Here is a 19,961-nt window from a genome sequence, read left to right as displayed (position 1 = left end):
TAACCCTGCCCCTGAGCAGGGTTTTTTATTGCGCAAAGTTCAGAGGTTTATATGTCCGGTAAAAACTTAACCTTCAAATTGATCCTGGATGGAGATTCCAAGGGATTAGTACAGAATGCTAAAAGTGCAGAGAAGGCTTTTAGTGATTTACAGCAGGCAATTAAACAGGGGACAGCCAGCTTTGAGGGTGAGGCTAAAAAGACATCGGATGCTGTTTCTAAAATTGTGCCGAAAGAATCCTTGGAATTAGCTGATAAGCTGAAAGCCACACTAAACGGTGCAACGGAAGCAATCAAAGGTGCAGGGGATGGAGCTAAAGAAACAGCTGATAACTTCAAGGACTTTGGTAGTAAGGCTGAGAAAGCACTTGAGCAACTAAAAGCTGATCTGGTTGGAGCAAAGCAATCACTCCAAGAATTTTCCAAAACCAATGCTTCACCACACGATATTGAAGCAGCTAAGCAAAAGGTAGACCAGCTGGAGCAGGAGGTAGAGCAAGCTGAGGTAGCATTCAATGAGTTTGACACCGCTGTAAATAAAGCCAATACAGAACTCAAGGAAACCAGTAGTGCAGCTGATAAGGCCAAACAAGGGTTTAATACCGCCAAGGCAGCAGTAGGGACACTGGCAGCAGGATTAGCAGGCCTGGGTCTTGGTCTTACTGTTAAAGAGCTATTACAGACAGCCGATGCTACACAGCAGATGGGCGAGCGTATCAAGAACGCTACTAATAGCACAGAAGAATACACCATGGTGCAAGCTAGGTTGTTAGATCTGGCCAATAAGACCTTCCGGCCACTCCAAGAGGCTCAGGAGGTGTATCTAGCGACAGCTGGTACGATGAAGTCGCTGGGCTACACCACAGAGCAAATTCTAGCGGTTACAGAGAGTCTATCACTATCTTTTACGCATAATGCCACTAGGGCAGACCAGGCATCATCAGCACAGGATGCTTTAGCAAAATCCATGGCTAAGGGTGCAGTGGATGCAGATGCATGGATGTCAATTATTACGGGTGCAGATAATGTCGTAAAAGACATGGCTGAAAGTACTGGGCGCACCGAAGAAGAAATTCGCCAGCTAGGAGCAAGTGGTAAAGTCTCAATTAAAGAACTCACTACGGCGCTTATTGAGTCAAGAGATCGCAATGAAGAGTTGGCCAACTCAATGGAGAATTCTACAGCCGATGCAGCAGTAGCACTTAGGAACAACTTAACAGACGTTATTGCTAAGCTAAATGAAAAACATCAGATCTCAGCTCGGCTATCAGAGGCCATGCTTACATTGGGTGGGGATATGAGCTGGCTCACCACCTTGTTTGAAGATGCTATAGGTGCTGTAGAGGCCATAACAGAACGATATGCAGGGCTAGAGTCAGAAACTCAGGCATTAAAAGACGCTTTGAGTTCAACTTATGAGCTATTCAAGAGCATTATATCTGGAGCTTGGGAACTAGGAAAAACTATAGATGATGTATTAGGGGCAGCATTCACAACCTTTGCATCCCTGCTTGGCTCATTTGTTGGTGATGCCACATCTGCTGGAGAGCAAGTAAGTTTCTTAACAAGGGTTTTGCAAGGATTATCACTTGTTTTTGGCATGGTTGAAGATGGCATAGCAGGCATTAAGATTGGACTTAATCTGATTACAGGCGCGTTCTACACTTTGGCCTCAGCAGCCAATAGTGTTATGGCAGCAATCACATGGGGTGATGTGAGCAAGCAATTTGCTGCCAATGCTGATCTGATGAAAGACAAGGCTAAGCAGTATTATGCTGAAGCAGACAAAGAGGCTATGGGGTTTAAGTCCAAATACGTTGAACGCCTAGAGGAGATGTCCAAAACTGAGCAGCAGAAAAATCAGGAAAAGGCTGATAGCGCCAAAGCTACTCTGGAGAAGATCGATGCAGACGAGGCATCTAGTGCACAGAATCGGATTAAGGCAGCACAGGATTATGCCAATGCAGCCATAGCAGCCAATGAAGGCGTGCTATCAGAACAGCTCAAGTCCGAACTAGCGGCCAAGGGCTACGCCGTAGCAATGGATGAGGCAGGGAAGGTCACAGTTGCTGCTATGGATGCTGCGGGGCAGAAACTGACAGAGGCACAGCAGAAAACTGAAGCCATTAAAGTGGCTACGGAAAACCTCAGAATAGCGGATGAAGAATATCTGGCATTTCAGAAGCAAGCCGCTATTGAGCGCGCAGCTCTAGAAAAGCAGATCCAACAAGCCAAGGCTTCTGGTGACCTGAACGAGCTTAAACAGGTTCAAGACAAGATCAACCAGATCAACACCAAGGAGCAAGAGCTACAAACTAATCGAAATCAGAGACAGACGGAGTTACTGGCACTTAACCAGAAAACGGCTGACGGCTCTGCCACGGCGTACACAAGAGCTTCTGAGCTGGCCCAAAAATTTGGGGTAGATCTAGATAAAGCGCTTAACAAGGTATCTGAACAGTTTACTAAATCTAGCGAGGATATAGATAAGCTAGGTGTGGACCTGAAAGAGCTTGGTGTCAATGGTAAACAGGCCGGTGATGTCACCTATGAAGCATGGTTAAAATGGCTGGAAACAGCGAAAAGCCAAGCTGAAATTGATATGGCCAAAGCAAAACTTCAGGAGTTCGGGGACCAGGGCAAAGTTTCAACAAGTCAGGTAGAGCAAGGCCTCATTGCTATCAAGTTGCAGGCTCAAGGACTACCGGATGATATTGACCCGGTAACCGAAGCTTTCAAGCGTCTAGATATTCAGACCAAAGAGCAGCTCAAGCTTTCCGCTCAACAAGCTTTGATGGATTACATCACAATCCGGGATAGCGGCAAGGCTACAGCTGAAGGTATCCAGAAAGCTTACGAAAAAGCCGCTCAGTCTGCCGCTGCATCTGGTGATGCTGGCGTTATTGCTGCAACCAATGCTGCAAATGCTGGGCGTAATCTTGAAATTCAAATTGATGACACAGGCGTTGCTGCCGTCAAATCCATGGATGAGTGGGAAAAATCTAATCACCGCGTCAGAGATTCTGCACGCGGTATTGGTGATGGGTATCGTCATGCTGGTCAAATCGCAAGAGAGGAGGCCAAAACTTCCACTGAGGCTTGGGCTGATGCAGTCAATAAAGCCAAAGGTGATTTCAATAAAGAGATGAAACGTCAAGGCGAAGCATTGAGCAAGGGAATTTATGGATATGACTCCTATACCAAGGACGATGTCTTATCTCAACTCAAGAGCAAAGGCTACAGCGATAAGGAAGCACAAAAGCTTGCCGGCACCATCTGGTCTAAGGCTTTGGAAGCAGATCGTGATGCTAAAGCTCAAGGGCTTGGTAAGGATGGCAATCCAGCCATGAAAGCATTAATCAATGCTGAATTTGATCGGGCGGCAGCGAATGGTCTGACCACTCAGCACGGTACCAACAAGATCAACGAATTACTTCGTAGTATCAATATGTCTTCAACTGGATCGAGTGGCCTGAATGACTATGCGCCGTCTATTCCTTCGGTGCCATCTGTCAGAGATACTAGTCAGCCTACCAAAGAAGTTACTTATAACTTTGATTTCAATGGTAAGCAGATGCAATTTAGTGGACCAGCAGGTCAGGAGTCTTTAATGAATGAGCTTGTGAATCAATTAAAAATACAGGCGAGATCTACATGAAATTAATCCGCTTAAGCACATCCGAAACCGTCCCATTAGAGGACGGTTTTTTATGGCCTGATGAATTCTCCTGGAAGGCCATTGAGCAGAATCAAGGCTATACCATGGATGGCTCCCTGATCATTCAGGAAGGCAAAAAGAAGTCTGGTCGGCCAATCACCTTGCAACCGGCTGATCCACAGATGGGCTGGATCAAGCTGCGCGAACTGCGGACTGTTTTGGAGTGGTCCAAGCTGCAGGGTGAGAATTTCAAACTGCAGTTTGAGCAACCACATGATAGCCGTGAATTCACTGTCAAATTTAACCACCAGGATGGGGCTTTAGAGGCTGCACCGGTGAAAGGAATTCCGGCCGTTTCGCTGGATGATTATTTTAATGTGACCTTGCGCTTTACGGAGTTAGACGATGGCGATTGAAACCAAGGATTTAGTAATCTACAAGTCTGAACGCTTGACGGATAACTCGGATGGCGGTGGTAAGTATTCCGGTGTTGTGGTGCAAGATGGCATCAGCAACAACCTATTCAATGATGTGTCCGAGATGGATCGAACCATGGGTGATGTATCAAAGCGCAAGGTCTTTCCAGCGGTTACGACTGAAGACACTGATTTACTCATGGGAGCAACAGTCTTTATATCTGAGCTGCCAAAGGATCCAAACGTATCAGCATTATTGTTCAGCACCAAAAGCTGGACGGATGAACGTCAGTCTGCTCAAAACCGGGTAGAAAACTACTTGGCCAAAGGTGGTCAGATTGCCGGTATACCACTGGACACGCATTGGCAGGGCATGTCATCACTGCAAGTGGCCATGTTTCCGCAAGAAACTGAGTCCTCTGTGGGGGATACCATTGTGCTGATCAGTGATGAGGGTAAGGCCTTAGAACGTGAGCAGTATGTGCGTATTACCAAGGTTGAGACCCGTACTGCAATCATGGTCATCGATGGTAAAAATGTTGAATACAAGATTGCCACTTACTCACTCAATGATGCATTGGAAATAGATTTTGTAGGGCTTTCATCACGTCAGTGGTACAACGGTGAGAAATCAAAAACCATTATCCGGGATACGATTGTTGCTGATACCGGTCTGTACTACTCATCCACTGCATTAGCATCTGATGCGAATGTAGGTGAGTTCACAGTCAATGCCCAAAGTATCTTTGCTCAGTTAATTCCATCTGCTCAGACTGAAACGCCAATTATTGATGTGAATGCAGCGGGTGAAAGTGTGGTACTGGTCGCAGGTAATGAAAGCACTATTACAGTCAATTACCCGAATATGGTGATTGGTGTCAGCCAGAACCTTTACATTGGCTCTGCGGTAATTCCATCAAGTCTGTCTTTTAGCTTGCAAGGCCAGCAAATTAATGACCAAGGTGGGTTGTTAAAGAATACTCAAGGCACGCAAGTCGGTACGATTGATTATCAACGTGGCTTAATCCAATGGACTGCAGCAGCACCGGCTGGAACCATGAGTCTGAATATTGCATTCAAGCCCGCCGCTGCACCGAATCAGTATTACCAAAGCTACGCCATTCCGGTGACCCAGAATAACCAGAGTACCAGTTGGACCGGAGTATTGATTCCAATCCCTGCACCGGGAGCTTTATCAATTTCCTACATGTCACAGGGCAAGTTCTATGAACTTAAAGATGATGGATCAGGCCAATTAAAAGCTTCAAGTTCGTCTTTTGGTTCAGGCATGATCAACTATGAAACAGGCTCGTGGCTATTAACCACTGGTGCACTGCCTGATGTAGATACGCCGATTTTGCTGAACTGGGGCACACCAATTGTCACTTTCGTGCGATCTAATTTAAGTGTGGAAAAAGCAGCATTTGAGTTTGACTTAGGTCGACCAGGTGTATTGCCGGGTATTACGATTAACTGGATGCTTGAAGGTGTTGCCAAAACTGCCACATCAAATGCTCAAGGCAAGTTTACTGGTGATGCGACAGGTGAAATCAACTATGCCACCGGAGTTGGAAAGATCATCCCAAGCAAGCTACCCCAAAAAGGCACAGCTTTCTCCGTGATCTATAACTACGGGTCGTCAATTAATCAATCCAAACTAGATATTACCCCTGCTAATCAAAAGCTGACCTTTACCATTGGTACCGGACCAGCAATTCAGCCAAATAGTGTTGAGTTAAAAATTCCACTTCAAAGCAATGAGGGTATTACAGGGTCTGTAACCCTGACAGATGTGCCAGTGAATGCCACCATGGGGAATTTAGTGAATAGCCGTGGTCAAGTGCAAGGCACCATTCTCTATGCTACTGGCGCAGTTGAAGTCACACCAAAAAGTACAGCAAGCAGATTTGTGCAAACCTTTACACCTATGGCTATCTATTCGGCTGCCTAGCGAGGAAATATGTCTTTTTATTCTCCACAAACATCAGACATTCAGGGTCAGCAGGTTGAACTAAAAGCCCTTAATACTATTGATGTTCAAGTTAAATACCGTGATACATCCGGCTCCAATTCAGCAACCCACACCGTGACGGCCAACAAGTTAAAGCTGAATCTATCCTCTGGCTTTGATGAGCAGATTTTGACAGGCTCAGCCCGATTCAAAGTTGGTGCGGACACTTATCTAGATCGCACTGGCTTGCTGTATCGCAATGTAAATCCGGCGAATAACAGCGGGATTCAGTCTGGTGTGATCCAGTATGGTACCGGTATCGTTGAAATCGACTCATGGACACCGAATGCAGATAACACAATTACTCTGGAATCCTTGACCACTACAACTGACTTGTTGCCAGTCAATAAGATTAGCTTTAGATCGCCGATCATGCCAATCCGACCACAGTCTTTAACCGTGGTGGTGGGTACCATTGAATTTGGTCAGCTCACACTAACCGCTGATGAAAATGGGATAATTGAGACCAGTCGGGCGCATGGTCAGGTGAACTGGGATAATGGCTTTGTGACGATTTACTTCTACACTAAAACCAAGATCACTGAAGCCAACCGGACAGAGATCGAAGCGAATGACTGGTATGATCCACTGCTGGAATATCAGGAGGGGGCAGATACTTATATCAATGTCCCAGTCTGGGTCGATGCTTCATCCGTACGCTATAACGCAGTCGCTTATACCTATATTCCACTGGATTCTGAAATTTTAGGCCTATCAGCAACTCGTTTGCCGATTGATGGCCGGGTGCCGATCTTCCGGATTGGCGGCATCGGAATTGTCAGCTCAAGCAAGGCGCAAGAGTTACCAAATGCAATTGCAGGGACCACATATGACCTGAACGATCAGCGTATTTCATGGGCTGAACTTGAAGATGCTAACGGAACGAAAGTAGCTTTCGATTTATACACAGTTGATTATGATTATGGCCGTGTGACGTTGGGTGGTGATTTTGTACTGGGTAACCTGGTTGCACCGCTGACAGTGAAATATCGTTACCAAGACATGGGATTGATCCGGGATGTACAAATCAATGGTCAGTTGACCTTCACCAAGCCTTTAACGCATAACTATGATGCGGTGGATACCATTGTTGGATCGGCGCTGGTGATTGGTGATATGCAGGCACGTTACACGCGTAAGTTCGTACAAGGATCATGGAGCAATGCCTGGGCTGACGAACCAAGCTCAAGCATTTTAGCGAACTATAATGACTCGCTCTATCCACTTCAGGTGACTAATAAAGGAGCGATTCAAGAGCGCTGGGCATTGATCTTTACTGACGCACAATCATTTCGCTGCATTGGTGAATACTCTGGCCAGATTGGTACCGGTACCACCAATGCAGACTATGCACCAATCAATCCCGTCACTGGTGTGCCGTACTTCACCATTAAAAAAGAAGGTTGGGGTAGTGGTTGGGCTAATGGTAATGTCTTGCGCTTCAATACGATTGCCGCAAACTTTCCAGTCTGGGTGATTCGCACAGTGAAACAGTCTGAGCCGGCAGTATTGTCAGACCAGTTCCAAATCATGCTGCGTGGTGATATTGACCGCATGGTTTAAAAGTTAAATCAAATATGGCCGCTTTAAGCGGTCTTTTTTATGAGTAAAAAAAGATGGCAGGTTTAGTAAAGCATTATCAAAACTCTATGCAAGGTATCCCGCAACTGGGCAATACGTGGGGTTCCATGATCAGGCTGCTTGATGCGGTATTGGTGAATGGCTTTAACCATGTACCTATACTGGGATTAACGAAAGCAAACGCAGAATCCATCACAGCAACAATTAATCTGGGTAGCAGCCATGGTTTTATTGATCGTCAGGTGGTGCGCATTGCTGGATCTACAAACGGATGGGATGGTGATTATAAGGTTTTAAGCGCAGATAGCACATCAATCACAGTTGAGTGCACCGCCACACATGCGAGTGCAATTTTAGGCACAGCAACTTGTTTTACTGCACCACTGGATTTTGAAATTGTGCATCAGACCCCGGCAGAATCAACAACTCCAAAACGCGCATATCGCTCTACAAACACTGAATCACTTGGCTTAATTTTACTTGTGCATGATTTTTGCTCCTCTGGTGCCAATGCGTCGGGGGCAAAATTTGCAAAAGTGGGCATTGTATCCAGCATGTCTGATATTGATACGATTACAGGTATTCAGATGCCGTATTCTGAGGCAAATCCACAGCGAAACTGGACATTCAGTGGTGGCATGCATGGTTGGGCAAAATGGTACTACAGAGTTCAAAATACGAACGCAAGTGTGCAGGATTCTGTAGCCCCGCCAAACACGAATGCGGCATTCAATATGGTTGGTAATGATGAAACATTCTTTATTGATTGCTTGGTTGGTGGCTCAACTGGTTATGCACTATCAGGCGTTGCAGAGTTTCATGATTCACATCTTAATGCCAAAAATATAGCACTATTTGCAGCCGGAATAATCACACCGAGAACGGAAACATGGTATTACCAAGCCAATTCTCAAGGTGCTTATTTAAAATCGATTTCGGATGGTCATGCATCAACACAAGTGAGTGCCAATATTTTCTTTAATAAGGACGGATTAAATATCCCTGAGCCACTCACAAAAAACATAACAATCGCGGCCGCGTCACAAAGTGACAGTATTCTTGTTGATGCTGTTGTATTTGATAACAACAACAATCCGCGTGGTGTAGTTCCATTTGTAAAAAATCATGTTTCAACCACAAGCAAAATTACATATCTTCAAGATGCTGGTAAAACTGTTTTCCGATACATATCCGATCAATATGCAACCTTACAGTATGCATTAACATTGGAGAATGAGTAGTGTTATTAAAGGTTGGAGTGCATAAGGAATCAACAAGCCAGCAGCATGTGATTGCGGGGCAAATTTTTGAGCTAGGGGTGCCAGTTTCTCGGCTAGTATATGTATTTTCCAGAAACTCAGGGAGGCTGCTTGCAGGAACAAGAAGTGATCCAAATGGACACTATAAGCTATATGTACCTCGGGATATGGCTTATACCATAATCTCAAAAGATCCAAACCGAAAATTTAACGCAGTCATTCAAGACAACGTGGTGCCAAAATGAGTAAAACATCAGTCAATGCTCAGCTTGCCATGATTCAAGCCTTTGCAAATTTTATGGATAGCGGTAGCCAAAGTGCTACCGTTATTTTTTATGAGGGTGTGCAGCCTGCCAGCCCTGCGGTTGCAGCAGATTCGAATAATGCTTTGGTAACACTGAATTTTCCAGAGCCATGTATTAAAGAAGTCACAGCCAGTTATGTAGAGCTTCATCCAACCGACACAGCAACGGTTATTAAAACTGGTACCGCAACTTGGGCGCGAATCTACAACGGTGCTGGCGGGGTCGCTGCCGATCTTACTGTTGGCACAGATATATCTTTAGCGAATACCAATCTGGTTGTGGGTGGTACCTTGTCTATCCAATCAATAAAACTCAGACCTTAATTTAAAAGGGTGCTCATGTGGATTTTAAAAATAAGCTCGGCACCGTTGATGCGCATAACCTAAACCTAAACTTTAAGCCTGATAATACTGATAGCCATAACATCATTCTGAATTTTGAGCATCTAGCCGACGGATCGACCAATCTCAATTTCGGTGATGATGTTTCTGCTGTAATCGATACAGTACTTGATACTGAGTTTTCACTTGAAGTCACAGCAGTCTATGCAGATAGTGGTGCAAACACTGCAGTTATAGACACGGTAATTGATATTGAGTTCAGCTTTGATGTTGTCGCAGTCTTTAAAGAGAACACCGATGTCATTGGGCACATTGATACAGTTTTAGATAAGAGCTTTAGTTTTGAAATCGAAGCGGTATTTAGTGAAAACCTGTGCACGATTGATACGGTTTTAGATACTGGGTTTTCATTCGAAGTTAAAGCACTATTCGATATCAATCATCTGGTGGGCGTGTCTTATGGCTTTGATATGCGATATAAGAAAGCCATCGCAGCCTTGAGCACCACAGAAATACCATGGGCCAAGCCTATATTAAGAGTCTCAAATGAGGCTCTTTTTTATGACCAGGGTTTGGTGATTTCCAATCAGAAAAATATTCAATATGAGCAAGCAGGGTCATTGAATCGCGCGGTTAGATCGATACATGAGCAAGCAACCGGTTTAAGTTCAGATGCATATGTGATTTGGGAAGAGGGTGATAAACGCTTTATTCATCAGCGATATGTGCATGAAGAAACCGTCAAGCTGCGTCATAACCGAGAAACAGTCTGGCAGGAGATGATCCGCCGGCGCAAGACGTTTACTTATTCGCATGAAGTAGCTCAGGTCTTTGAGCACCGTTTTTCATTTGAGTGGGATAAAGGCCTTGAGATTGTCACCAAGTCAGATTTGCCCTGGGATAAAGCCAAAGCGATTCATTATCGCAAGCATCCGGTTGTGCCTTGGCCAAAGCCTGAACCTCAGCCATATCAGGGTAGTACAGATTTAAACTTTATCTGTCTCTGTCATGACGTTGATTCACACAATGTTATTTTAAATTTTGGTGCAGATGACTGTATTCCAGCACTGCCGAACAGAAACTGGTGGTATATCGTGAATACATTAACAGCCGAGCGATTGGATACCGGCGAAAAGATCCAGGTGATGGATGGTACCTACAGTGCCAGCCGATCACAGTGGTGCTGGACCTATTCTGTGACAGTTGCTCATACTGAAAAGGAAAAACTGCAGCCGATTGATGACCAGCCGGTGATTCTTAAGGTCATGATCAATGGATATGAGCACCATATTTTATTGGAAGATCCAGAAGAAACCCGGCGTTTTGCCAGTGTTTTATATACTTATCCTGGTCGAAGTGTGACTGCATTAAATTCTGATAAATATGGGCCTTTACGTTCGTTTATTCAGGATAACGAGAGAACATCAGTGCAACTGGTTCAGGCTGAACTGGATCGAGCGAATAGCGGTACCAGTTTGGATTGGAAGCTGATTGATGAACTGGGCTGGATCGTGCCTACTGAAAGCCTGAGTTATGCGGAACTTGCACCCATCGATGCAATCAAGCAGGTGGTTGATGCAGGTGGTGGCTTTATCTATAGCCAGAAAGCCGGCAATATACTGTCGATTTTGCCCCGATATCAAAAAGGCTATTGGGATTCTTTGACCGTTGATGATTACGACATTCTATTGTCTGAAAGCCTGGTGATGCAGCAGAACATCAAGAAGAACGATGAATACATTGCTGACTTTAATGCCATTACCATAGTGAATAGTCGAAGTGGCGAAAGCCTGAAGGTACAGCAACGTGGTACCTCGGGTGATGTGCCGCTAGAAACAGTCACGGGGCCATTATTTAATGTGGTATCGGGTGCCAGCTATGGCAAAAATGAACTGGTGAAAGCCAACATTCAGGAGTTGCACACCTTTTCTGATATTCCAGTCAGTCAGGAAATTGGCGAGATGCTACCCGGCAAATCGATTGCATTTAATGGCCAGTGGTGGGGCGTGATTGATGGGGTGAGTGGCAGCTTTTCGCATGAAAAGGTGAATGAAACCATTACCGTGGAGCGTATCAGCCGTGACTAATCCTTTATTTGAACTGCGCAAGCTGCTTAATCCGACCCATGCTGAGTACATCGGCACCATCACATCAGTGAAGCATCCAGAGTATCGGGTGCAGATCGATGGTGGATCTGGTCCAGTGCTTTGCACATCAGGCACAGCTTATAACCTGGGTGCCAGAGTATTTATCTCAAATCAGGTGATTTTAAGGCCAGCACCAACTGGTCAGCATTCAGAAATTGAAGTTTAAGTAAAAAATACCAATCGCACCCAACCGGGTGCTTTTTTATTGCCAAAAAATAGGGGTATGTATGACTAAAGGGGATGTATATGGACTTTCTTAGTCAAGTATTGGAAAGCATAAAGAACCATTCACACATCCTTTTTACAGGTGTGCTGGGGGCAACTTTTGGCTTTCTATTAAGTAAGGAGCCTACTCGGGATCGCTGGATAGGATTCTTTGCCGGCTTCATTTTATGTGTGGTCTTTGCTAAACCGGCAAGTTTATTTCTTGCTAGCGGTAACTACCCAGAGCTATTTGGTTTCATTCTGGGCGCTGCTGGTAAAAGTACAGCTGAAGCATTGCTGAGTTTGGCTCGATCAAGAGTTCTTGGTTTAGTCAAAAAGGAGAGTGAAGATGCTGCTAATCATAAGTAAAACAGCTTTGGTGTTATTTATAGTTTCGTTTGCAATCATGGTGTTCCATCCAAAAATTAAACTACCAAAGCACATCGATTTTCTTTTGATGCTGTCAATTATTTTTGGGGTGGCGCTCTTTGTAAAAGATGACTATTCACCTAGTCCAGCCGGAACTCTTTTTTACACCACGGTAAGTATTGTATTTGTGCTTTTCACCCGACAGCTTTATATCTGGGGGAAGGAGGGTGCACGTCCTAAATTTTTTAATACGGATAAAGATGATGAACACCACTCAAATTAAAAAACTCCAAAGAGCAGTAGGTGTGCATGATGACGGCATCATTGGCCGTGGCACATTGACTGCAGTATTTAAAAAACTAGGTGCCAGTCAAGCGCGTGCTGAAGAACTTGGTCTGGCTGCCAATGTTCACATGCGGACCTATGGCATCCTGGACAACTCACTTCGCTTTATTCACTTTCTTGCACAGCTGGCACATGAGTCCGGCAACTTCCGCTATATGGAAGAAATCGCGTCAGGTGCAGCGTATGAGGGGCGAAAGGATTTAGGCAACACACAGCCAGGGGATGGCAAGCGATATAAAGGCCGTGGACCAATTCAATTGACCGGCCGTACCAACTATCGCAAGTATGGGCAGCAGCTCGGCATCGACTTTGAAAACAATTCTGAAATTGTGGCAATCCCAAGTATCGGCCTTATGGTTGCTTGTAAGTTTTGGTCTGATAATGGCTTGAATGCCTTGGCTGATAAAGATGATGTGCTGACCATCACGCGCCGGATCAATGGTGGCACCAATGGCCTTACAGATCGTAAAGCGCACTTAATGAAATTAAGAGCACTTGTTTAATAAAATAGATAAATGCCCTCACATGAGGGCTTTGTTTATCATTAAAATAAGTGACTGGTTATTAATTAATCCTCAGAATCCCTTCCCAACTAAAATAGTTCTGAGTCAGGTTTTGTCTGGCCATTGCCCATGCGCGACCATGCATTTTGCATGGGCCAATTGCTATTTTCTTATCTCCAAATCTCACCTTAACCTGCTCAAGGGCAGATTGAAGTTTCTCATTTTTCTCTATTTGAGTACTATCAGATAGAAGGTCATATATGTATGTCGATTTTGGCTCGATTGCGGTCAATATCACACCACATTTCTTAAACTCGATTCCTTCTTGAAACAGCTCATTCATTCGCTTCATTACAGCCCGGTTCATAACAGCAGCACAGTCAGTCGGCTCAGCAAATCCGATATTGATCGACTTGTTATAGAAAGGCCTGTTCTTATCAAAAGGATTGGATTGGGCAAAAGCAATCACACAACCACAAAGAGATTCATCTTCTCTTAACCGCTTAACAGCGTTATGCAGGTAATCACTCATTGCCTCAGATAATGATTCAATATCGGTTACCCGTGCGCCAAATGAGCGTGATGAAATGATTTGCTTCTTGGTTGGCGCAGCCTGCTCAAGTTCGATACATGAAATCCCTTGCAGTTCCATGACAGTCCTCTGCACGACCACTGAAAACAGTTTTCCCATTTGATGTGGATTAGAAGTGGCTAAATCAAGAACAGTATTAATACCTAAGCCTTTTAGTTTTTTACTATGCTGACGACCAACTCCCCAGACTTCGGAAACATCAATCAAACTCGAAAAATAATCTCGGTGCTTCGGATCCATAGAAACCAGATCACAAACCCCATTAAAGCGTTTAGCCTTTTTAGCCATATGATTGGCAAGCTTTGCTTCGGTTTTTGATCGACCAATACCAACACAAACCGGTAATCCGATCCACTGCAAGATCCGCTGTCGCATATTTTGCGCATATTCAACCAGGTCATAATTTTCAGAATAGGCAGTAAGCTTTAAAAAGCACTCATCAATCGAATAAACTTCCTGTTCACCTGGCGCCACGTAATCAGCCAGAATTGAATGGAAACGTTGAGACATTTCAGCATACAAAGCATAGTTACTCGAAAGTACCTGTACATTATGTTTTTCGACAATATCCCTAATCTGGAATAGGGGAACACCCATCTTAATACCAAGATCTTTTGCTTCTTGGGAACGTGCAACTGCACAGCCGTCGTTATTTGAAAGAACAATGACCGGCACATCTTTAAGTTTAGGATTAAATAGGCGCTCACAGCTTACATAGCAATTATTTACATCAATGAGCGCGTATATTTCATTGTTATAGCTCATCTGAATTTCTTGATTACATTTGTGACTACACCCCAGATTTCAAATTGCTGACCTTCTTGGGGATGAATATCTGGATAACCCTCATTCTCAGCTTTCAACCAGCAACCTTTCGCATCAATAATTAGCCGTTTCACTGTCAATTCATTATCGATACTGGCAATCACAATATCTCTATGCCTAGCCTGAATACTGCGATCTACAACCAAGGCGTCATTAATATCAATTCCTGCATTTAGCATAGAAAGAGAATCCGCACGAACAATAAAAGTAGCATTCGCATTATTAATGAGGTACTCATTCAGATCGATTTTTTTATCAATATAATCTTGAGCGGGCGAGGGGAATCCAGCTTGAACGCGTTCGGTTGCCAAGGGTATTTCTATTTTTGTGACAGGATCAAACTGACGGATATCACTAATTTCATTTTCTTTTTTAAGAGATTCTAGGTATTCTTTAATATCAAGAATTTTAGATTCAGGCACTCGAATAACTTTAGTCTCTTCAGACTTTTTTCGACCGGCTCCAGCACGAAAGCCCCCATGAGTACTGTTCATAACTTTACGACTCCTTGATTTTTGTAACAATAATCAAGATTGTAAAGATTCAATAAAAATCAAACAAATAAAATAAATCTTTTAAATTCAAAGATGCGTCATAGAGTGACGCAAAATTATGATATTTCGGATGAACGGTTACAGTACTAATTGACTTGGTAAAGACTCTTAGGCAGAGCTGCACAGCCCATTCAATTACGACGAATGTGAATGTGGGGATATGTGTGAGGGTAGTCTAAGCTCTATAATACTGGCGTAGCTCTTCAATTACAGATCTATATTTCATCCTGCTATTTTCACACACCTCATTATACTTTTTAATGAAATCATCAGGCATAGGGGCATGAAGATCCCTAAACGTGTTATCTACAACCCCATAATATTCCTCTAGATCATCAATAACTTTTTCTAAGTTTGGTAAAATTTTTTGGTTATATTCATTTTTTGGTATTATGTGGCCTAATATAGATAAGGATGAAGCCATAATATCTATAACACCTCTAAGCTTATCCAAGTTGATATCGAACTCCTGCGCATAAAAAACCTTGTTAGGTGAACTTAAATAATCTACAAAAAAACTGTTAATTCTAAGAAGAGTTAAATCGCAATCGTAAATTGAATTTATAACTTTCATGCAAAGTTGTGCATCCATGTTTTTATTGTGACTGATTCTCCAATCATTAAATAAATAAGCAGCAATAAAAGCAGCCCAAAGGGTCGCAACCCCTCCAAAATAACTACCTAAAACATTAATAGCCTCCCTAGCTGCATTAGGTGAATCGAAACATAAAAATAAAACCCAAAATAAAATATAGGTTGCTGCGAATATAGACACCCCGCCGACAACACTTAAAGCCAATGGATTGATTTTTTTCAACTCCACACCCCACTCAAAACCACATAATTACTCTTTAAATTTAAACCCCACCCAGATTCCTTCCTAAAAACCTCTCCATTCTTAATCGTGTGCTCTATGTAAAAGTAGGTCCATGTTTTCATTTTTCCATCCATTCTTTTTATTTCAAGATGAGTGATATAATAAGCATAAACAAGAAGTTGTTAGCTGTGGATAACTTTAGGATTACGCCAGTTTTTCGCCAGTTATTTATAAGTATTTGTTTTCAGGCAATAAAAAGCCCCATGGTTAGGGGCTAGTCGTATATAGGTCAAGCCCATATACTGTAAGAGGCTCATCTCAAACTAAGCGTATTAGAACACAGCAGCCTGCAAATAACCATCTAAATCTGATTTAAACAGCCAATTGTTGCTCAATCACCGGCCATAAATTCTGATGCGATTTCTTAAACATCAGCATATGACCAATGGCCTTATAGGCATAACTTTTAGGTTTAAGTTCAATTATTTGAGTTTTTGCGTTCGGATATAAACGCAGTAAATCTTTCACGTTGGCTTCCGTGGCAATTTCATCATCCGATGACCAAATCGAGGTAATCGGGCAGGTGATTTGAGTATGAAAATCTGCTTTAGGTGATACAAGTTTACCGACCGCATTCATCACATAGCCCGGTTTACTGCAAAACAGTGCCCATTCTCGTGCCACATCTTTAGGCAGGTTTTCACCCATACCAATCGCTTGAGTCGGGCCATAGCCTTTAGTGATGCGTGCCAGTGGGAAAATAACATTAAACATCACTGGCGCAAGTAACTTGGTTTTACCTTTGAGTCCTTTCACATGTCCAGTAGAGCCAGAGACGGCCACCACTTTTGCGACTTTATCGTAATTTGGCACAATACCTAAAAGCTGACCACCGGCACTATGTCCAAGTAGTATCACTTTTCTTGCATTGGTACGCGTTAATAAAGCATCAATCGCGGCCGGTATATCCAGTTGACCCCATTGCACAATACTGGCTTTTGAATTTTTCAACGGGCCATGTAGTGAATCACCAATCCCCCGGAAATCAAAGACCATAACGGCATAGCCTTGAGCTTGTAACCACACACAAAACTGATGATAAAACTGTTTAGTAATGCCAGTTGCCGGACAGACTAATACTGGAAGTTTGTCAGTTTCAGAAATAGCTGCATAAAAACGTGCACTTAAGCGATAGCCATCTTGGCACTGGAGAGTCAATGTTTCAAATTCAGACATACGTTACACTATATTTTTTAGAATCCTGATGAAGCTTTTACTGTATAGATTTTTAGCAGGGTAGCTCGGGGAAAACATGACTTTAAAGTCAGTCAAATAATAAACATGGAATGATCTTATGCAGCTAATGGAACTTGAGCTGGCCGTTAAAATCGGCATTATTTTTAGTGGAATCTTCTTGTGGATCGGGATGTTTACTGGTGTCTGGAAATATTGGCAGATCCGTCAATCACCTCAGTCACGTGCACATTATTATGTCGATATTGCCCATCGTAGCAGCCTACTTTATGCGCCCGCGACCTTAATTTTGGCAATGCTGGCCTATTGTTCAGTGTTACCGAGTATGGTGAATCTGATTTGCGTACTAGTCAATATTCTGTTTTTTAGCTTCTCGATTGCCGCTTATATGCTACATGGTTTTCTGCAAGACACGACGAATCAGTTTAAACAACCGCATCAGCTGGGTAAGTTTCATTTGCCAGGAAGTTTGATGACTTTAGCCATGCTAGGTTTAATTATCGCAGAATTGGGCGGGACGGGGATCTTGCTCTATGGAGCATTTATCGGATTATTTTAATGTTCTTTTTATAGTTATTCTGAAAGGATGCTGGAATTCTTGAAAGTTAAAACACTTTTTTCACCAGATGGATGACTGGCCAAATCATCCATCTGGGCTAATTAAAAATTTGATTATCGGTATTTCTGGTCTATGGCAGCCCATAGGAAAAACGCAGCTGAGACAATCAGTGCATAGCCGAAGTATTCAAGTTTTAAATTACCTTGAATTAAGCAATGGACGGTTAAAGTCAGCATGAGTGCAAAAGTGGTGCATATAAATGTCACCAGATTGGTGTTGTTGGCTTTAAGAGCGTCAATGAAGACTTGCTTGTTGAAATGTAATGATAACATCTCCATCCCTCCCATTTATTTATGTTATTGAAGATTAAAGCAGATTTAATCAGTCAGAATTGAATATATAGTTGTACTGTTTAATTTGAACCTTTGCAACTGCTGTGGCAGGCTTTTACAGTCAAAATGGCCATCTTTAGTCGTATAACCACATAATCACTTGATTAGGCAAGAATTATATTTTCAGATTTCACCTCCAGTTAATTTTGGAAATAAGATGTAGTCATCATTTAATTAATGCGACCAGATAGAAAATGCAAATTTTACGCCAAAGATATGTAGGGTTAATCAATACTTTGTAAGTCTGCGTATGACTCGGAAGGGAACTTGGTTTAAGTTGGCAACAATAAGTATCTAACATCAGAAAATCAAAAGTTCTGTTTATATTTATATAAAAAATAAAATAATTAAAGTGCGATCTTATTTATAGAAACGATTTTTTATAGAAAATCTTAGTATCAAGATTTACAGCGGTGATTTGATGTCATCATTAAGAAACAATAAATGTCCGTTTGGATAAAACCTGACAATTATTGATCACGCTCAAACCGGATTTTGGGTAAAAATACGATTTTTCAGACATCCTAGAAATTTTAGTTTCTAATACGGTCAATCACAGCTGTAATCAGCAATACAATCATGGACGGGATAAACCAGGCCAGACTCTGTTCTGATAGAGGTAAGTTTTGCAGTAATGCAGGCAATTCAAAGCCAGCGACTTTTAATCCGTCAAAAATACCAAAGATAAAGGCTACCAAGGTCGCTGGTGCAATCACATGAGCTGGTTTCTTGAAGAAGCTTGCACAGAAGCTCAGCATAATGACGCTAATTGCAGGTGGATAAATCGCGCTCAAGACTGGAACCGAAACAGCAATCAGTTTGGTTAAACCCAAATTTGAAATCACCAGTGAGAAGCCCACTAGAATGAATACAAAAATCTTGTACGGAATCTTGGTCAAGCTGGAGAAATACTCAGCGCAGGCACAGGTCAGACCAATTGCAGTCACCATACAGGCAATAAAAATCATGCCAGACAGGAAGTAAGCACCCATATCGCCAAAAGCATGTTGTACATATGCATGCAGGATAATGGCACCATTGGCTGCATTGGGGGCAATCTCATGGCTACCCAGTCCAAGTTTAAACAGACTTAAATACACCAGAGTTAAACCAATACCAGAGATAATGCCGGCATTGACCGCATATTTGGTAATCAGTTTTTTATCGGTTACGCCACGTGAAGTAATGGCTTTGACAATCACAATACCGAAAACTAAAGCGCCTAAAGTATCCATGGTTAAATAACCATTCACGATGCCTTCAGTCACTGGACTGGTAACGTAATTATCGATCGCTGTAGGCGGATTACTGGCAGGAATCATCACGGCTGCTACACCCAAAATTATCAAAGAAATAATTTTAAGTGGCGACAGGAAATAGCCGACAGTATCCAGAATCTTGTTTGGATATAAGGACACGATGGTCACCACAGCAAAATAGATGATGCTGTAAATGAGCAGACTGCCAGATTCATTGCCAAAGTAAGATGAAAAACCGATTTCATAAGAAACGGTTGCGGTACGTGGCGTCGCAAATAAAGGACCAACAGCTAAGTAACAGATTACAGTCAGCAAAATACTGGCTGCTTTGCCCAGAGGCGAGCTTAGTGCCTGAATGGAGCCTTCAACGCGAGACAACGCAATAATGGTAATCACGGGTAAGCCGACTGCTGTAATAAGGAAACCTAAAGCAGCGAGCCATACGTGTTCACCGGCTTGTTGAGCCACAATCGGTGGGAAGATAATGTTGCCCGCACCAATAAACAGTGCAAAGGTCATAAAACCTAGGGCGACAATATCCCGAGTACGCAGACTTGTCATAAAGGGAGAT

At 43.0% G+C, this 19,961-nt stretch carries 18 protein-coding genes; 12 read left to right on the top strand and 6 right to left on the bottom strand.

Going from position 1 to position 19,961, the window contains the following annotated elements; all coding sequences use genetic code 11:
• Positions 1–51 precede the first annotated feature (51 nt).
• The 11 genes from MWG72_RS10595 (at position 52) to MWG72_RS10545 (ending at position 13,138) form a co-directional block, all read left to right on the top strand.
• Positions 52–3,657, top strand: coding sequence for a tape measure protein (locus MWG72_RS10595; protein ID WP_247144009.1), 3,606 nt, complete (start codon positions 52–54; stop codon positions 3,655–3,657).
• On the top strand, positions 3,654–4,073 hold the full coding sequence (locus MWG72_RS10590; protein WP_247144008.1) for a hypothetical protein: 420 nt from the start codon (positions 3,654–3,656) through the stop codon (positions 4,071–4,073). The genes MWG72_RS10595 and MWG72_RS10590 overlap by 4 nt, the downstream gene beginning before the upstream one ends.
• The gene (locus tag MWG72_RS10585) at positions 4,063–6,024 is read left to right on the top strand and encodes a hypothetical protein (RefSeq protein WP_247144007.1); all 1,962 of its coding nucleotides are present in this window, start codon (positions 4,063–4,065) and stop codon (positions 6,022–6,024) included. Before MWG72_RS10590 ends, MWG72_RS10585 begins: the two co-directional genes overlap by 11 nt.
• Positions 6,025–6,033: 9 nt before the next feature.
• Entirely contained in the window at positions 6,034–7,647 is a 1,614-nt protein-coding gene (locus MWG72_RS10580; protein WP_247144006.1) for a hypothetical protein, read from the top strand.
• A gap of 53 nt (positions 7,648–7,700) precedes the next feature.
• A complete protein-coding gene (locus tag MWG72_RS10575) occupies positions 7,701–8,906 on the top strand; it encodes a hypothetical protein (RefSeq protein WP_247144005.1) in 1,206 nt (401 codons plus the stop codon).
• Positions 8,907–9,165: 259 nt separating this feature from the next.
• Positions 9,166–9,552 carry a hypothetical protein gene (locus MWG72_RS10570; RefSeq protein ID WP_243475367.1) on the top strand — a complete coding sequence of 129 codons (387 nt, stop codon included), beginning with the start codon at positions 9,166–9,168 and terminating at the stop codon, positions 9,550–9,552.
• Between the two features lie 17 nt (positions 9,553–9,569).
• Entirely contained in the window at positions 9,570–11,657 is a 2,088-nt protein-coding gene (locus tag MWG72_RS10565; protein ID WP_247144004.1) for a hypothetical protein, read from the top strand.
• Entirely contained in the window at positions 11,650–11,883 is a 234-nt protein-coding gene (locus MWG72_RS10560) for a hypothetical protein (protein ID WP_004893916.1), read from the top strand. Before MWG72_RS10565 ends, MWG72_RS10560 begins: the two co-directional genes overlap by 8 nt.
• An 80-nt stretch (positions 11,884–11,963) precedes the next feature.
• Positions 11,964–12,290, top strand: coding sequence for a hypothetical protein (locus MWG72_RS10555; protein ID WP_004731279.1), 327 nt, complete (start codon positions 11,964–11,966; stop codon positions 12,288–12,290).
• Positions 12,271–12,573: a hypothetical protein gene (locus tag MWG72_RS10550; protein ID WP_247144003.1), complete on the top strand. Its 303-nt coding sequence runs from the start codon at positions 12,271–12,273 to the stop codon at positions 12,571–12,573. Before MWG72_RS10555 ends, MWG72_RS10550 begins: the two co-directional genes overlap by 20 nt.
• Complete coding sequence (locus MWG72_RS10545; RefSeq protein WP_247144002.1) at positions 12,554–13,138, top strand: glycoside hydrolase family 19 protein; 585 nt, start codon at positions 12,554–12,556, stop codon at positions 13,136–13,138. The genes MWG72_RS10550 and MWG72_RS10545 overlap by 20 nt, the downstream gene beginning before the upstream one ends.
• Positions 13,139–13,199: 61 nt before the next feature.
• Here the strand turns inward: MWG72_RS10545 and MWG72_RS10540 are convergent, their stop codons facing one another.
• The 4 genes from MWG72_RS10540 to MWG72_RS10525 all read right to left on the bottom strand — a co-directional run bounded on the left by MWG72_RS10540 (position 13,200) and on the right by MWG72_RS10525 (position 17,162).
• Positions 13,200–14,495, bottom strand: a complete 1,296-nt coding sequence (locus tag MWG72_RS10540) for a Y-family DNA polymerase (protein ID WP_247144001.1) — start codon at positions 14,493–14,495, stop codon at positions 13,200–13,202.
• Positions 14,492–15,049 (bottom strand): LexA family protein, encoded by a 558-nt coding sequence (locus MWG72_RS10535; RefSeq protein ID WP_044112759.1) that lies wholly within the window; start codon positions 15,047–15,049, stop codon positions 14,492–14,494. The genes MWG72_RS10540 and MWG72_RS10535 overlap by 4 nt, the downstream gene beginning before the upstream one ends.
• 235 nt (positions 15,050–15,284) lie before the next feature.
• Positions 15,285–15,926, bottom strand: coding sequence for a hypothetical protein (locus tag MWG72_RS10530; protein WP_247144000.1), 642 nt, complete (start codon positions 15,924–15,926; stop codon positions 15,285–15,287).
• A 372-nt stretch (positions 15,927–16,298) separates the two neighbouring features.
• A complete protein-coding gene (locus MWG72_RS10525; RefSeq protein ID WP_247143999.1) occupies positions 16,299–17,162 on the bottom strand; it encodes an alpha/beta hydrolase family protein in 864 nt (287 codons plus the stop codon).
• Between the two features lie 118 nt (positions 17,163–17,280).
• Between MWG72_RS10525 and MWG72_RS10520 the strand changes: the two genes are divergently transcribed.
• Positions 17,281–17,739, top strand: coding sequence for a hypothetical protein (locus MWG72_RS10520; protein WP_247143998.1), 459 nt, complete (start codon positions 17,281–17,283; stop codon positions 17,737–17,739).
• Between the two features lie 113 nt (positions 17,740–17,852).
• Here MWG72_RS10520 and MWG72_RS10515 read toward each other — a convergent pair whose 3' ends face one another.
• Together MWG72_RS10515 and brnQ are read right to left on the bottom strand one after the other, a co-directional pair.
• Entirely contained in the window at positions 17,853–18,071 is a 219-nt protein-coding gene (locus tag MWG72_RS10515; RefSeq protein ID WP_004645284.1) for a hypothetical protein, read from the bottom strand.
• 593 nt (positions 18,072–18,664) lie between these two features.
• A complete protein-coding gene (gene brnQ, locus MWG72_RS10510) occupies positions 18,665–19,951 on the bottom strand; it encodes a branched-chain amino acid transport system II carrier protein (RefSeq protein ID WP_247143997.1) in 1,287 nt (428 codons plus the stop codon).
• Positions 19,952–19,961: the final 10 nt, after the last annotated feature.

The sequence above is a fragment of the Acinetobacter lwoffii genome (genome assembly GCF_022967985.1).
Lineage (GTDB): Bacteria > Pseudomonadota > Gammaproteobacteria > Pseudomonadales > Moraxellaceae > Acinetobacter.
The sequence above is the reverse complement of the archived record's forward strand: the minus strand, read 5'-3'. Positions and strand labels throughout refer to the sequence as shown.